This window comes from Paenibacillus sp. FSL L8-0470 (assembly GCF_038008625.1).
Classification (GTDB): Bacteria; Bacillota; Bacilli; order Paenibacillales; family Paenibacillaceae; genus Paenibacillus_AQ.
Map to the genome: position 1 here is coordinate 2446692 of NZ_JBBOZM010000001.1, position 16204 is coordinate 2462895.

At 47.7% G+C, this 16204-nt stretch carries 10 protein-coding genes and 1 riboswitch; of the genes, 8 read left to right on the forward strand and 2 right to left on the reverse strand.

Annotated elements, in window-relative coordinates; translation table 11 throughout:
- Positions 1-148: 148 nt before the first annotated feature.
- On the forward strand, positions 149-1381 hold the full coding sequence (locus NST99_RS11000; protein WP_341091603.1) for an RICIN domain-containing protein: 1233 nt from the start codon (positions 149-151) through the stop codon (positions 1379-1381).
- A 126-nt stretch (positions 1382-1507) separates the two neighbouring features.
- Here the strand turns inward: NST99_RS11000 and NST99_RS11005 are convergent, their stop codons facing one another.
- Both NST99_RS11005 and NST99_RS11010 read right to left on the reverse strand, forming a co-directional pair.
- Positions 1508-1873: a VOC family protein gene (locus tag NST99_RS11005; RefSeq protein ID WP_083675605.1), complete on the reverse strand. Its 366-nt coding sequence runs from the start codon at positions 1871-1873 to the stop codon at positions 1508-1510.
- Positions 1874-1919: 46 nt separating this feature from the next.
- Positions 1920-2699 (reverse strand): SDR family NAD(P)-dependent oxidoreductase, encoded by a 780-nt coding sequence (locus NST99_RS11010; RefSeq protein ID WP_038589173.1) that lies wholly within the window; start codon positions 2697-2699, stop codon positions 1920-1922.
- A 228-nt stretch (positions 2700-2927) separates the two neighbouring features.
- Between NST99_RS11010 and NST99_RS11015 the strand changes: the two genes are divergently transcribed.
- The 7 genes from NST99_RS11015 (at position 2928) to NST99_RS11045 (ending at position 16175) form a co-directional block, all read left to right on the forward strand.
- A complete protein-coding gene (locus tag NST99_RS11015) occupies positions 2928-3608 on the forward strand; it encodes a TetR/AcrR family transcriptional regulator (RefSeq protein ID WP_341091605.1) in 681 nt (226 codons plus the stop codon).
- A gap of 270 nt (positions 3609-3878) precedes the next feature.
- Positions 3879-3972: riboswitch (cyclic di-GMP riboswitch) on the forward strand.
- Positions 3973-4023: 51 nt separating this feature from the next.
- Positions 4024-6156 carry an S-layer homology domain-containing protein gene (locus NST99_RS11020; RefSeq protein WP_341091606.1) on the forward strand — a complete coding sequence of 711 codons (2133 nt, stop codon included), beginning with the start codon at positions 4024-4026 and terminating at the stop codon, positions 6154-6156.
- Between the two features lie 25 nt (positions 6157-6181).
- Entirely contained in the window at positions 6182-13606 is a 7425-nt protein-coding gene (locus tag NST99_RS11025) for a polymorphic toxin-type HINT domain-containing protein (RefSeq protein WP_341091607.1), read from the forward strand.
- A 5-nt stretch (positions 13607-13611) separates the two neighbouring features.
- Positions 13612-14157 (forward strand): hypothetical protein, encoded by a 546-nt coding sequence (locus NST99_RS11030; protein WP_038589198.1) that lies wholly within the window; start codon positions 13612-13614, stop codon positions 14155-14157.
- A 358-nt stretch (positions 14158-14515) separates the two neighbouring features.
- Complete coding sequence (locus NST99_RS11035; RefSeq protein ID WP_341091609.1) at positions 14516-14692, forward strand: hypothetical protein; 177 nt, start codon at positions 14516-14518, stop codon at positions 14690-14692.
- A 175-nt stretch (positions 14693-14867) separates the two neighbouring features.
- Complete coding sequence (locus NST99_RS11040; RefSeq protein ID WP_341091610.1) at positions 14868-15779, forward strand: hypothetical protein; 912 nt, start codon at positions 14868-14870, stop codon at positions 15777-15779.
- Positions 15780-15872: 93 nt separating this feature from the next.
- The gene (locus NST99_RS11045; RefSeq protein WP_341091613.1) at positions 15873-16175 is read left to right on the forward strand and encodes a hypothetical protein; all 303 of its coding nucleotides are present in this window, start codon (positions 15873-15875) and stop codon (positions 16173-16175) included.
- Positions 16176-16204: the final 29 nt, after the last annotated feature.

The window sequence follows — 16204 nt, forward strand, 5'->3', positions numbered from 1 at the left end:
TCAGGTTTCAAATGTGCGGAGCGCGCGCCGTGCATTGAAATAAAAGAAAATAAATGAGGTGATTTTACTGGACTGATCATGGTTAGACTGTTAGCGTCTGTTTTCCTGCGTCCTATTAAAACTTTCATTTTAAGAGGAGGGAAAGATGATGTTGAGAAGGGGAAAAGTTCTGGTTCTATTACTTCTGTTCACACTCTTGATTTCTTTAGTACCCGCTGGGCATTCAAATGCAGCTTCTAACTGGAATCAGGTATGGAGCGACGAATTCGACGGGAATTCTCTGAATACTGGCAATTGGTCTGCCGAAGTTAACGGCGATGGCGGGGGAAACAATGAACTGCAGTACTACACCAACCGTGCGCAGAACTTGAACGTTATCGGGGGGAATCTCGTCATTACTGCACTCAAAGAATCCTATGGCGGAAAGAATTACACCTCTGCAAGGATAAAGACACAAGGATTAAAAAGTTTTACCTATGGAAAAATCGAAGCGAGAATCAAATTGCCCTCTGGGCAGGGAATATGGCCGGCATTTTGGATGCTTGGAACGAACATCGATTCGGCGCATTGGCCTCAGTGCGGGGAAATCGACATTATGGAACGTGTAAACAATAATGCCTTTGTTAATGGCACAGTGCATTGGGATGCCAATGGACATGCTGAGTATGGACAGGTATCCGGCAATCTGGATTTTTCCCAGTACCATGTCTACAGCATTGAGTGGGATGCAAATTATATTAAGTGGTTTGTAGACGGCAACCAATATAATGCCTTCTATATTGAGAACGGAACTGGAAATACGGAAGAATACCAGAAGCCATTCTTTATACTGCTCAATCTTGCCGTGGGCGGAAATTGGCCGGGCAGTCCCAACAATTCAACTCCATTCCCGGCACAAATGCTGGTTGATTATGTACGCGTGTATCAGGCATCCACTTCGCCAAATATCGAAAGCGGCAGTATTTATACCTTAACAAACAAGGCGAGCGGCAAGGCGCTGGATGTAGTGGACGTTTCCACAGCCAGTGGAGCGAAAATGCAGCAATGGACCAATTACACTGCCAATAACCAGAAATTCAAGGTAGAAAGTACAGGTGATGGATACTACAAGCTTACTGCAATGCATAGCGGAAAAGTATTGGATGTCCCAAGCTCAAGTACTTCCACCGGTGTACAGCTTCAGCAATGGGACGATAATGGTTCCAATGCCCAGCAGTGGAGAATCGTGGATGCGGGAGGCGGGTACTTCAAACTTGTTTCCAAAGGGAGTGGGTTGGTCATGGACGTATCCGGATCTTCTACGGCAGATGGGGCACTGGTCCAGCAATGGACCGACAATGGAAGTGATGCTCAGAAGTGGTTGTTTACCAAAGTTAACTAACACCCTAGCAGGACACTGAAACAAATTTGTCTGAATGCCGTGCCCCGTTTCGGGTAATTTATGAATCTTGTGACGGGGTGCAGCTTTATTGCTTCTGCTCCATAGTGAAAAGACGAAAACACTGGCTTAGCTGTGCGCTGCAATCTGTACCTCGAAACCGTCCGGATCCAGTACATAAAAGAATGATATGCGTGGATTCGGCGTGATCGGACCACGCGCTACCGGGATACCCTGGCTTTTGAAACTCTCTATCGCCTCATCCAGTGACGCCACCTCGAACCCAATGGACACACCGCATTCCGGCTTCAGAGCCGGGTCGCTTCCCTGAATAAGCTCGATCTTGGGCTGCCCCTCCGTGCCTAACATTACAATCTGTCTTCCTCTGCTTTCGAATCTGCGGTCAATCGGAAGTCCCAGAATGCTGTGATAAAAATTAAGGGATGCCTCCAGATCCCGCACCCTGAGTGTAATCCAATTCATGCTCAATATCATGTATCCTACCCCCTTTCTGTGAATTTTCTATTTTGTTCATTATACGCTATTTTGGGGCAAGCATGTTTCCAACAATCCGCAGACTCTGCTTTCGGGTAACGAATCTGGACAACTGTGCTCCGAGGTAATTTTGCGAGCCTGGAACAGTGTATATCTTCTTTTTCGCGAGTGAGCGCAGCGCAGTCTCAACTACCTGCTGTGGAGTTGCTTTCTTCCCGACTGAAGCATCCTCCGTCCCCACGACGGTGAAGAAAGCTGTATCTGTAGAACCGGGGCAAAGTGCAAAGAACTGGACTCCACGGTCACGATTCTCCCACCATAATGCGTCTGTAAAGGACAAGACAAAAGCTTTGGTTGCCCCATACACAGCCATATAGGGGAGCGGCTGAAATCCTGCGGTGGACGATACATTGATCACAGTACCAGAGCTTCTGCGCAGCATATCCGGCAAGAATAAATGAGTCATATTTACGACGGCAGCAACATTCAACATAATCTCCTCATGCTGCCGCTGGCCTGAGATTTGCTCGAACCTCCCATGAGTGGCAAATCCGGCATTATTGACCAGCAGCTCAATCTCAAGTTTCAACAGCTGGCATTGCTGGAACAATTCGCTTGGTGCACTTGCTTCCGTAAGATCCATAGCTATGACTTTGACCTTGATGTTATAGCTTCTTTCGAGCTCCGCTGCCAAGTCATCGAGTTTGTTCTTAGATCTGGCTACGAGAACCAGATGACTTCCTTGTTTAGCCAGCTGTATTGCGAATTGTTCGCCAATACCGGAAGAGGCACCCGTGACTAGCGACCATTTTCCTTGAATATTCATAAAATTATTCCTCCTATTAAAACGATGTATTCGTTAGGAAACGTTGTTTCCTGTTGAAATCATAGTAACCCGCTGGCTGGAGAAAGTCAAACCTTCTTTTTTAAAAATTTGCAAGAAGATATGTGTATGTATGATTGACTTTGTGGAATCGACTGTATAGAATGCGTGGTATATGATTGGAAACTGCGTTTCCCGAGAATAACAACATAAATAAAGAAGGCGATTAAGTTGAATGAACCTAATAATTTTGCTGACGCAAGCAATAGAAAGCTGACAACCTACCAGGAAGCCCGCTTACAGAACACAGCTAGTCTTCGTCAACTCGTAGTTGATGCAGCAGCCTTTATTCTTCAGGAAGAAGGGCCGGAAGCTGTCACCGTGCGAAAAGTAGCTCAGAAGATGGGTTGCTCGACCAAGATCATCTATAGTCTGTTTGCTAATAAAGAAGGTTTAGCCCAGCAATTATATCTGGAGGGCTGCAAAATACTCTCGAGCGAATTTGAGAGTGCTTCACAGTCAGAGGATCTGCAGCAGTATTTAATTAATCTGGCAGAAGTGTATTGGGAATTTGGCCAGCGCTACACCAGCTACTATAAATTGATGTTTGGGGGAGCATTTGCCGATTTCAAACCGGATGAGCAGAGTATGAAAGGCACTGTTACTGCTATGCGGCGCTTGTTGTCCGTGATTGTCAGCGCTCAAGAGCAAGGCCTAATCGCCGGTGATTCAAATGCGGAATTTATTGTAGGTACGATTTGGTCCTCTCTTCACGGAGTGATTCACCTGCACATAGGAGGACATTTGGGAAGTGTCGCAGCGTCGCACGCAGTGTATAAAGGAACGGTAGCTCTGCTTGCAAACTCGCTGTTTGCACCTGCAGCCGCAGCCAAGCATTTAAAGCAGGAGTAATTAGTGAAATCCTTTATATAGGTCCTGGGTTCGAATCCTGAGAGTCTATAACACAATTAAACGGCAGAGATGCCGTTTTTTTGTTTCTATATTTGTTGTAAATCTTTACAAATGCCGAAGAACGAAGCCTATTTCCGAAAAAAGGAAAAGATATATAAGTAAGGGAGAACTAGGACTTATTAATTTTATAGGGATAAATTCCGATAAAGAAAGAGTCCTGTACATCTAAAGTCACACTTGTATACCCATAACGGGACAGAAAAACCGAGTTTGAAACAAAGGCAAATCCGTACGAAAGTCGGAGACGCAAAGCCACGGGTCTACTTCATCCAAAGGAGGATGTTAAGACAGCCGGGCCGCTCAAGGCACTTGGTTTTTTGGCGTGCCTACAAATAGCGCTAGGGGAGAGAAGTAAATGAGGTTTATTAGGAAAGGGAAGTTTTCGCGGATGGTTGTTTCCGCAGTGGCGGTGAGTTTGCTTGTGGGCCTGATTAGCGGCGGCCTTAGCATGAAGCAGGTTTTGGCTGCCGGGACCGATCCGGGTAGAACGGACTATAACGTATCCGGTAACCGGATCGTATGGCTGGAAGCAGGGGCCGATGGGGTGAAGCAGGTTCACGCGATGAATCAGGCCAGTGGTGCCAGCACTGTTCTTACATCGGGTTCATCCGCCAAGGATGCGCCTTATGTGAGCGGCAACGTTGCAGTGTGGGCCGACAAAGGAACAGAGCAGGAGTCTTCACTGAACTGGGATATTTACACTGCCGATCTTGAGACGGGTACCCGAAGAAAGCTTAACAAACAGTCTGGCACATATGGCAATCCGACTACGGATGGAGCCGGTGTAGTCTGGTACGAGCGCAAAAATTACGGCAGCATGATCTATCATGATCTGGCTACGGGTGTTGAAGCCGACCTTGGCGAAGGACGTTTCCCGGTGCTGGCCGGCGGCAATGTGGTGTATAAGAATGCCCGTGACGGGGGGCTCAGTCTGCTCCATTTGAAAAGCGGAGCTACGCGTGCACTTGTTAGTCTGGGCGGAGCAAGCTATGTGGACTGGTTTGTTTTTAACGGCAGCGATGTGCTGTTTAAGCAAAAAAATGGGTCTTCCGAGAGCAAATATGTGATTCTGAATATCAAGGATCTGACTGCTCTGCCTGTGGATCTCACCGAGATGAAGCCTGGAGGAACCCAGTATGCCTTCATGTCGATAGGTGAAGGGCAGGCAGTTTTTCAAGAGGAGAGGGACGGTGCTGCCACATTGCAGCAAGTGAACCTTTCTACATATGCAGTGAAATCACTGCCAGCAATAGAGCCCGGAACGAAGCTGATCGGCATTACCGGGGATAAGCTGCTTTACAGCAAGAAGGATGACTACATAGAGTCGATTGACCTGAAGGAAGGATCAACCCCTCCGAGTCCGGGAGCCACTCCAAGTCCAGCGGTAACCCCAACCCCAGGAACGACTCCAACTCCAGGGACAACCTCAAATCCAGGTGCAGTTCCAAATCCAGGCGCAGATCCGAACCCGGGTTCAACCCCGGAAGTGAAGACCCCTGTAGTAACCGGAGCCAAGGACAGTCAGGTTATCGGAAGTGCTGGAGGTACTTTGTCTGTACTGAATGGCTGGGCACGGCTGGAGATTTCAGCAGGAACCTTCCCTGACAATACCACTGTAAGCTTGGCCCAAGCTGAGCTGGAGAAAGAAGTACTGCTCGACGCAACCGGCAAAAAGCTGCTGAAGGCAGGTTCTGCGTGGCAGGTGCAAGCGAGTGCTCCGTTCCTGATGCCGGCCAAGCTGACGGTAAGGTACCCGAAGGAAGCGCCTTGGACGACAGGCCGTGAGAAGCTTGGAATCTATAGCAACGATCCGGCAAAAGGCATATGGAACTATATTGGCGGAGTGACTGCGGCGGAAGACGCCGTTGTTCAATCCAGAATTACAGCTTCTGGACTATATGCGGTAATGCTACGCGGAGCTGAATTCACAGATATGTCAGGCCACTGGGCGCAGCAAGCAGTAGAGGTGCTGGGGGCTAGGGGGATTGTAAACGGGATGAACGGAACGGCTTATGCGCCAAAAGGGATCCTGACCCGGGCTGAATTCACCAAGCTGCTGGCAGCAACTCTTGGATTGCAGCCGCAGCGGCCGGAGACGCCGGCTTTCCGTGATGTTTCAGCTGCGAACTGGTCCTACCCTTATGTGGAAGCAGCTGCAGCGGCAGGAATCGTAACGGGAGAAGGTGGACTTTTTCACGGTAATGATCCGCTGACCCGTGAACAGATGATGGTGATGCTGATGCGGGCAATAGACAGCACTATCGGCAGCCGGGCTTCTGCTGCAGAATCTGCCAAGCTTGCAGCTGAATTGGGCGGATATAAGGACAACGGCAGCGTTAGCAGTTGGGCAAGGGATTCCGTAGCTGCGGCGGTAGGCAAGAAGCTGGTGCAGGGTAACGGACAGCTTTTGAAGCCTAAAGATTCATCAACGAGAGCAGAAGCAGCGGTCGTGATGTACAAGCTGCTGGCTGAGCTGAAATTACTCTAACTTACAACGGATAGGAGATCAAATCATGAAATTCGGAGCGCTCAAAAGGAAGTGGCGCGGCGGCAGCTTGAAGGCGCGTTTTAACCTCATGCTTGCTTTGCTGTTGGTCATTTCTTATATTCCCATCCTTCCAGGTCTGGATAAGCTCATCTCTCCGGCCTATGCAGCTACCAATATGCGGATTGAACCCAGTGAACTTAACCCGGAATCGGGAAAATCGGTTAAAATCTCCTTTAGCTTCAACGCGGCCGACAACGGTCAGGAGTATCATAAAACGAATATCAGCCTCTGTACTCCGCAGCGGGACGGATCGTCCCCGCTCCTCGGGGATCTGATTAAGAGCGGTGAATATCCAACGAAGCTGAACGGCCAATATATCGTTCATGAGTATGAATGGGACGGGAAAATCGGCGGTGTACCGCTGGATGAAGGGCGTTACAACATCTGTATCTCCCCTGCCGAGTATAACGGTGTTGGCGTGTACTACGGGCAGATCGCCAGCTTTGAAATCCTTGGGGGCGATGAATTGCCTCCTCCGGCAGCTTTGCAGATCAAACCTGCTGCTGCAGGACAATCTGTGGTTTCAGGAACTGCTGAACCAGGGGCCCAGCTGGAAGTGGAACTTTATTATCCGTCCAGTGGGGAAAAACGGCTGTACTCTAATATTGCTGCCAACAGCGCAGGACAATGGAGTGAACAGATCGGGCTAACGCTGGGCAAAGCCGTGCATATCACGGCAAGAGCGAAAGAGGAAGGTAAGTACTCTGGAGTTTCGGAGCCGCTCGCAGTGCTGCGTGCGCCTATGCCTGCTTTTTCACTCAGCTGGGAGGCGCTGGCAGCCTATTATTATAAGCTGGATACTGTTCAGGCCATGCAGGAGAAGGCTCAGGACATTGCAGTATTGAATCAGTCTGCAACCTCTGCGGGAGCAATCAGCGGCCTGACCTCCATTCTTTTGGCCAATCCGCAAACCAGCCGGGCTATAAACAGCGGGGATCTGCCGCAGTTTACGGAAGCGGCCCTTCAGGATCGGCTGCGGATTGTGAACCCGTCCGGACAGGCACCGGTTGATCCGGCCCGGGGAGATTTTGTCTACTCCAGTGATTCAATCTCGCTGCAGGCGTTGATGCCGCTGCAATTCGGCCTGAACTATTTAAGCCGTGACCCTTTTACAGGTGTAAGTGGATTAGGGTGGCATCACAGCTATGAATGGAAGCTGACTGCGGTAGAAGACGGCAAGGTAGAAGTGATGAGCCCGGATGGCTCGCGTTTTGAGTACGTACCTTTGTCGGGAGGAGAGTATCTGAAACCGCGCGGCACGGACTGGACGCTGAGTGCTCCGTCAGCAGGGGCGTATACTCTATCATCACCTCAAGGCGATCTCTACCGGTTCAATGCAGAGGGGCTGCTGCAGTCCATTACGGATTTGAACGGGAATAAGATCACTTTTGCTTATCAGGGTACGAAGCTGGCAACGGTCAGTACAGCCGGGGCTTCTCTGAGCTTAAGCTACGACGGAGCAGGAAAGCTGATGACTGCAAGTGATCCAACCGGCCGCCAAATGTCATTTCATTATCACCCGGCCACTGGGGACCTGACCTCGATTACTGATGTGGATGGAGCTATAACCAAGCTTACCTATGATAACAAGCACCATGTGCTTAGTGTTACGGATGCCAAAGGGACCGCCACGATGAGTGTGACCTATGATGACCATCAACGCGTGACCGGCTTTACCGATTTTTACGGGCAGACAAGTTCATCCAGCTATGAAGGGCGCGTAGCTCCAGTAGTTCGGGGAGAGGTGTCTGATGGCGGCGAGACTGGGATAAATCCTGCAAACGGACGGGATATTCCGGACTCGGATGAAGTGATTTTGTCCGGTACGATGCATAATCTTGCCCATGCACCTGCATACCGGCAGGTTGCCGGGCTGAAGCCGCTCATCGCTGACTATTTGGCGGGCAGCATCGGAGCCATCGAGAACAAACGGGATGGCTTCATTACTTCTGCGGTTGCCGCTCCAGGCGGGATTGCTGCCATCCAAAGTGCAATTGCGGCCAGCAGTACATCCCCGGCAGTTGTCAGTTCGGGTCATTTAAATCTTGAAGAAAGCGTAACATTCGGGTCGCCGAACAAGCCTGTGGTGCTGATCGTGGATGGTATGAATACGAACCGGGATATTACCGTGCGTGTGTACGGTACGCTGATTCTGAAGCAGGGACTTAATGCCAATACCAAGCTTGCACTGGATGTGCAGAAGGTTCAAGGTTTGTACGGCAATCTGTGGTCCGGCGGAACGATTCATCTCAACAATGATTCTTCCGTAACTGTGGGGGATACGCTGCAAACGGGCAGCTTGACCTATAACAGCGGCGGTCTGACCATTGATGCGCAGCGGATATGGATTGCCGGAGACTTGTCCATCAACACTAGGGTGGAAATGAACATCGCGCAGGAGATGGTCGTTGGCGGGATCGTATCCAACAACCAGACGGCGAATCTAACCGTGTCCGGCGGCGATCTGTTCGTTCGTGACAACGTCAATGTTAACAATAATCTGAATGTGCAGACGGGCGGTCTATTCGTCCTTGGCGGAGACATGACTCCGAACCAGACTCCTGTTGTTCATACGGGAGTGGGAGCAGGCAAGACCATTTTGACCTATTCGGAGAGCGGGGCAAGTGATGTGAATTCCGGGAATGCCAGAACGGTGAGTGCTGCCGGATTGGCTTCTTCCATCGCCACTACTGCGAATAAAACAACGTGGACCAACGCGCTTCATCAAGATACTGCTTATGTTTGGAACAATAATTTTCAAGTCGTTCAGCGGCAAGCGGCGAATGGCTCGATCGTTAAATACAGCTATGACAGCAGTGACCGGGTAACCGCGATCACAGATGCTAACGGTAATAAAGAAAAATTGGCATATGACGAGCGCGGCAATGTTACTCAGCTGACAGATGAGAATGGTACTTCCACCCTCACACGTTATAACGCCTTGAACCGTGCGGTTGAGAAGATCGATGCCCTCGGTAACCCTTCCACCTACGATTATGATACCGCAGGCAATCTTGTCACAAGTACGGATGCCCTCGGCAGCACTGTCAGCATTGTCAGAGACAGTGCAGGGGTTCCGGTCTCCGTAACCGATGCCGAAGGGCATACCACAGCATATATCAATGATGCTGCCGGGTTCGCACAGGAAATTAAGGACCCGAGCGGATATACGACAGTGATTGAGCGTGATACCCTGCACCGCACCACCCAAGTGGCGGATGCCGAGGGCAAGCTGCAAGGTGTCGAATATGACAAGAAGGACCGTGCCGTTTCCATTACCGACGCACTTGGCCAGACGAGCACGGTCACTTTTGACGCAAATGGCAATGTGGAAGAGCAAACGGATGAAGCCGGGACAAAGACCGTCAGCTCTTATCAGGTATACCGGTTAAGCGGCACGAAGGACGGACTTGAGCATAGTACCAGCAATACGTATGATGCGCTTGGCCGCGTGATAGAGCAAAAAGATAAGGCGGGTGAGACAACGGCTTACAGCTACGACAGTATCGGACAAGTAAAGGAAGTTACCGATGCTGAAGGCGGGAAGAGCACTTATACCTACGATGATAACGGAAATATGCTCACCCGGAAGGATGCTAAGGGTAACCTCACCTCCTATACCTACAGTAAACGCAATGAACTGCTGAGTGTGACCGATCCGCTCGATGCCAAGACGAGTTACCGTTATGATGCCGCTGGCAATACCATCAAAGAGACGGATGCGCTGGGCAATAGCACCTATTATGACTACAATGCACTGGGACAACTGGTGAAGGTAACAGATGCGCTACGTGGGGTAACGGAATACCAGTACGACAAGAACGGCAATCAGATTGCCGTCATCGACCCTAATCATTCCATCTGGAAGACCAAATACGACAGCAGAGGTCTGGATGCAGGGACAATCAATCCGCTGAATGAGGAAACGGTCGTAACCCGCAATGCACGCGGACTAATGACCGGGTTCACCGATGCGGCAGGCCAGAAGACCACCTACGAATACGATGATTTGGGGCGCAGTACACAGGTACGCAACGCGCTCGGGTACGAAACCTCATATGCTTATGATGCTCAAGGCAATGTAGAGAAGATCGTGGATGCGAATCAGCGTGAAACTGCTTTTACGTATGATCCGCTGGGCCGGTTAACAGATGTGAAGAATGCGGAGGGCAGCACCACCCATTACAATTATGACGCCTCCGGCAACTTGCTGGACAAAACCAATGCCCTGGGAGCAGTGACTTCTTATCAATACGATGCACTAAACCGGGTGATTGAATCAGTGAATCCGCTGCAGGAGAAGACCAGCCTTGCTTATGATAAGAACGGCAACCTGCAGAAGGTTACTGAACCGGACAATAATACAACCGTGTATGCTTATAATAAAGGCAATCAAGTGGAGCAGATTAAGTACGGTAACGATCTTACTGTAAATTACAAATATGACCTCGCGGGACGCCGTGAGATGATGACGGACAGTACCGGAAACACAAGATATACCTATGACGCACTTAACCGGCCAACGTCGGTCATTGATCCGGACGGCAATAACGTGCGTTATGAATGGACCGCAACCGGACAGCGCAGCAGAGTGATCTATCCGGATAACTCAGTGGTCAACTATGCGTACGATAAGCTGGGCCGCATCAAGCAGGTAACGGATGCGCAGAACCAGACGACCAGCTATCAGTACGATGCAGGCGGCCGGCTGACGGAGAAGCTGCTGCCGAACAACGGTCAAAGCACTTATACCTATGACGGGGTTGGACAACTGCTGGAGATGAAGCATCAGGCACCGGGCGGCGCGCTTTTGGAGCAGCTGACCTATGTCTACGATCCGGCAGGGAACAAAATACGCACAGAACGCCAGGAAGGCGGCAGCGATGAGGATAATCCGGCCGGCACACAGCGACCGGCAGACATCTCGGATTATGCGTACGATGCGCTGAACCAACTGGTTGAAGTGCAGAAGCAGAATGGTTCCAAAGTCGTCTATTCCTACGACACCGTAGGCAATCGTCTGGGCAAAGAAACAACTGAATCCGGAATTGCCACCTTGGAGAGCTACACCTACGATGCGGCCAACAAGCTGACCCATTACGAAAAAGGCAGCGACTACAAGGACTACGCCTACGATAAGCGCGGCAATTTGCTGGAAGTCAGCGGGATCGACAGCGAAACGGTTTTGAGCTTGTTCACGGCGAAGGCCAATGCGCAGAAGGTTACAGTGCCGGAAAGTGTCTATTCGGATAAGGAAGTAAAAGGATTGGAAGCAGGCGGGAACACAGACTTAGACGCAGACGTAAATACAAATGCAAATGCAGTTACCAATACAGATGCATTGTCGGAGCTGTTAGATCCGCTGTCATCGATTCCAACTCCATCTTCAAGTCCAGTAGGAACGATTCCAACCGATGCTGAAGGAGCTTCATTATCCGGTCTTCCGGAAGCAGAGCTTGAATCTGGTGTCACGGAAGAGGTATATGGGGCAGATAAAGTCCTGAATCCTGACGCGCTGCTGAAGGTTGCACAGGCTGCAGGCCCTCAGGTGCTGGAGAGCAACTGCTGGGATGCATCGAACCGGCTGATCGGGAATACCAACGCGTACGGCGATATCACCACATACAAGTATGACGGTGACGGGAACCGGGTCTCCATGCGGACCACCATTGGTGACGGTGCAATTCAGGATGCCTATCTCTCAAGCAATCCTGCCGGGAACCGGGATGGCTGGGAGCCGCAATACAAGAAGCGGCAGATTGATATTTATTTTACCAATGACATCACCATGAGCATTCCACAGCCTCTTATGGCAACCGGAGCTGACGGCCAGAACTGGAAGCAGTCCTACGTCTACGGAGCCGGTGAAGAACGGATCAGCATGAGTTATTTGGTCAGCGGAGACGAGAGCAACGATTGGGAACCGGCTGATGGAGCCAGTGGTGCAGGAGCGGCGGCTACAGCGCCGAAGACACTCTATTATCTGAGTGATGCACAGGGCAGCGTGATTGGCCTGGAAGGCCAGGACGGCAGCGTGTCAACACGGTACCGTTACGACGAATTCGGCGTAGCCGAAAACCCGGAGAAATTCGACCTGAACTGGTCCGGTCCAGACAACTTGTTCGGCTACACCAGCCTGGGCTATGATTACTACAGCAGCTATTCCCATGCGCAGGCGCGGGATTTTGACTCTCGTATTGGCCGGTTTATTAGTGAGGATACGTATGAAGGGGAACTGGATGATCCGCTGAGTTTTAATTTGTATACGTATGTGGAGAATAATCCGTTGAGGTATACAGATCCTAGCGGGAATATGGCATGGGAACCCTATAATGTCAAGCAGCTAAGAATCATAGTGGATGAAGCTAGGGTGAAATCTAAATTCAGTACAACCAATAAGAATTATCAGGTGTACAAGGATTTCATATGGAATCACTACAACTTTGCTTCTTTCATGAAGAAAAACCAGTACAATTACTTATATGGATTGTTAACGGGAACAAGTGCCTACACGAACAGTGCCGGTAATGCAGGCTGGGCGAGAGAAGAGTTAATACGAGCGTATTATGAATCAGTAGAGGCAGAGTATGTCGCAGCTATGGCGATGGGATTTGCTACAAACGTCAGTATGCGTGGCAGTGTAGGCAACCAGAATAAGACGAAGAGCAAATCTTCATCTGGATGTAATTGCTTTGTAGCGGGTACTAAGGTTCAAACAGACGAAGGGGAGAAAAATATCGAAGACATTGAGGTCGGAGATAAGGTTCTTTCCAAGGATGAAGAGAGTGGAGAGCAGGCTTATAAGGAAGTCAAACATCTGTATCGAAATGACAAGGAAATCATCTATGAACTTACAATAGGCAACCAGGTCATTGAGACAACCGACAATCATCCTTTCTGGGTTGAAGGAAAAGGTTGGGTGCTTGCGGCTGACTTGCAGGCTGGGGATAAGCTACAGCAAAGCAACGGAAATATCTTAATGATTGACAATATCAAGATAGTCAAGCATGATAACCCAGTTAAGGTATACAACTTTACGGTTGCTAATTTCCATACCTATTTTGTAAGTGATTTGGGGATTTGGGTTCATAATACTGGTTGTGATGTAATGAGAGTCTGGGATTTAGAGGGAACGGGCGATGCAATATCAAAGAAGAATCTAAAAGACATTACTGAGAATATGAAAAAGAACGGATGGGTTGGCGACCCAATAGAGATATATCAAATGAATGGTAAAAACTTTATTGTAAATGGACATCATAGGGCTAAAGCTGCAAGGCAAGCAGGCATTGAGAATGTACCAGTTAAAATGTTAACAGAGCAGCAACTCAGAGACATTTATAAGAAAACTCCAGATCAGTTGCTTAATGATTATTATTACGGAAGGTGATTGTAATGGGTTTAGAATCATACAACTTGTTATTAGTTCCACATGACTCCCAAGTTACTATTGAAGATGATATTGTTGACTATGTGGGAGGGAAAAGAACCCCTTTTTCCAAAGCAGTTGAAGCTATTTTATCTATAAAAGGGATTCGAGCATATGTGCCACCCGATATAACAGTAAGGAAAAAGGCGGAATGTTATTATGTTTATTCAGATGTTAAAACTATTGTTGAGATCGAAATAAACGCCGGATTAGTTGAAAAGGAAGGTATAGAGGAAATTTCGGTACGTTTTGCGGTAACTAGCAATGAAGAAACATTTGAAGTGGCTGTATTTATTTGCAAGGTTTTGAATGAGCAGCTACGAATGAAAACTATTGATATGCGCCTGAAAGAGGAAATAGACTTAACAAACGACTTTCAAATAAGAAGGAGTCAGAAAGCGTTTGAGCAAAAAAAGCGGAGGTTTTACGAAATGTACTCTCTGCCCTATAATTGCATTACTGAACCTATGAACTGTGGAAAAGCATTTTTTGAAGCATTAAGGGGCAAGTAATTTGATATCGAAATAGAACTACTATAATAACCGACCTTGGGGCGACAATTCTCAAGGTCTTTCTTTTCCCCCACCCAGTGCCGAATGAACTGGGGTAGAAGTTATAACAGCCCACAATGATTATTATAATTGAGGTGTTTCAATGAAACTTAGGCATGTTCTTTTAGAAGTATATTGTGAAAACAATACTTCTCGACCTTCTTTGTGTTGAAAAGATAGAATAGGTAACCCTGGATATCATTGTTTATCTGAGAATTGTCCGAATGTTAGTTATACGTATGCTCCGCATGAACTTGCTTACTCAGGAGAATTTGGGGTAGTACCCGACTCAAAAGCATGGATTGGATTAGGAGGCGAAATGTTCCCTGTTGACAAAGATGAAAATATGGAAGTTGAATTCAAAGAATTATGGGAACGTATATGTAGGCAGAAAATTCAGGAAGCCTACGAGGAGTACATGAAACAAGTTGATGAATATGAAAATAATATATTTAGTTTTTATTGTAGACAGATTACATTTGAAGTTTTAGTGTAATGTTCATTTTTGCCAAATTACTCAGAATTCCTTGACTGTGAATAGAGCCTTAGCAGTCTATTGCACCAAATTCAAAACAAAGCAGTAGGCGTAGGACGAAATATTTCAGTACATTGAATTTTTTATAACCACAAATGAATTCAGGGTGCTGTTCTATTCGAATGGGAGGGGAAGTATGGTGAAGATAGCTATAAACGTTGACCGGCAACTGGATGAAGAGACCTATCATTTAGTGGAAGGCCTTGCAAAAACAAGAAGAATGAAAAGAGATGTCAAGATACTTTCTAGTATGGTTCCAGATAAAGATATGGGGGTTGACGGCGAATTTTATTATAATCCATTAGATTTTCCAGAGTCTGGACAGAGCGTAGATCCATCCGTTGTTGATTATAATGCTCCGCCCAGTTGTCAACCGGACCTCTGGTTGCATTGGAAACCAACCAAAGATCGTAAGCAAATCATATGGACCTCCAGTGAACAAACGGTAAATATTGTGGAATGGCTGGTTTATTTGGTTCAAAAGGTCTTTGGGCCCAAAGGTTACTCCTTGAGTGGAGATGCACAAGTAACCGGGTCTATAAGGATCAGGATAGAGAACAATGAGATATTTGTAAACGACAGAGCTATAAACGCCATGGAAATTTTGATGAACATTATAGTGTCCAATATGAGGATGGATTTGAATACATCGGTTTTACCTGGACGAATACTTAAGATGGAGATGTCTCCTGGTGAGAAATGGGCTATCGAGGTCGAAGACACCCGTTCCGAAGTGAGGACTGTATTGTCTTCAGTTGAGAACGAGATTACTTTGGTACAGCAGTGTAATGATGTTTTATTCAGTTATTCTGGCCATCTCCAATTAGATAGTGAGGCTATTGAAATTCATTGGAGTGATGACGGCAGTAGATCCGCGGTTTTCCTGAACGGTTTTCTTGTGACTGTTTATGACTTGGCAAAACAAAGAATGATCAAATCCACGCTGAACGGAGGTGAGTTGATTCCAGTTCCTGCAAAGTGTTTTGTAAAGGGTATTATTGGAAATATAGGACAAGTAATCAGTATAAACATACGCACAAATCGATAAGGGATTTTTAATATATTCTATGCCTAGATAATGTGTATGTACCAATGGAGGAAGAGTACGCGGCTGAAATGACTGGAAAGTGGGGTGGATTCTATGAGTGATGAAATTCAATTAGAAAAGGAAATATCAACTCTCATATTAAATATTCTTCTGTATATAAGAACGAATAGGGAGTTGCCGGAAGAAAGTATAAGAGAGCTACTGGGTTTTTTAGAGGCACTAAGAAAATTCACTAAAGGAAGACATGAAATATCTAAACCTTTGGCGTATCAATTGTTCTACCTTTACACAACAGGTGTAAGTCAAGCTGCTCATAACAAGGATTCAGATAGTACTATACTTACGGAGTTATACATGGGCATTGTTGCCGTATTTAGTGATATTCTTTATCAATAATCAAATTTGCTAGATAGATTGAACTTAAA

Excerpts from the sequence above, each read along its gene's own strand:
- NST99_RS11000 (WP_341091603.1), top strand. The coding sequence starts at position 149 with ATGTTGAGAAGGGGAAAAGTTCTGGTTCTATTACTTCTGTTCACACTC.
- NST99_RS11045 (WP_341091613.1), top strand. The coding sequence starts at position 15,873 with ATGAGTGATGAAATTCAATTAGAAAAGGAAATATCAACTCTCATATTA.
- NST99_RS11035 (WP_341091609.1), top strand. The coding sequence starts at position 14,516 with ATGTTCCCTGTTGACAAAGATGAAAATATGGAAGTTGAATTCAAAGAA.
- NST99_RS11020 (WP_341091606.1), top strand. The coding sequence starts at position 4,024 with ATGAGGTTTATTAGGAAAGGGAAGTTTTCGCGGATGGTTGTTTCCGCA.
- NST99_RS11010 (WP_038589173.1), bottom strand. The coding sequence starts at position 2,699 with ATGAATATTCAAGGAAAATGGTCGCTAGTCACGGGTGCCTCTTCCGGT.
- NST99_RS11025 (WP_341091607.1), top strand. The coding sequence starts at position 6,182 with ATGAAATTCGGAGCGCTCAAAAGGAAGTGGCGCGGCGGCAGCTTGAAG.
- NST99_RS11040 (WP_341091610.1), top strand. The coding sequence starts at position 14,868 with ATGGTGAAGATAGCTATAAACGTTGACCGGCAACTGGATGAAGAGACC.
- NST99_RS11005 (WP_083675605.1), bottom strand. The coding sequence starts at position 1,873 with ATGATATTGAGCATGAATTGGATTACACTCAGGGTGCGGGATCTGGAG.
- NST99_RS11030 (WP_038589198.1), top strand. The coding sequence starts at position 13,612 with ATGGGTTTAGAATCATACAACTTGTTATTAGTTCCACATGACTCCCAA.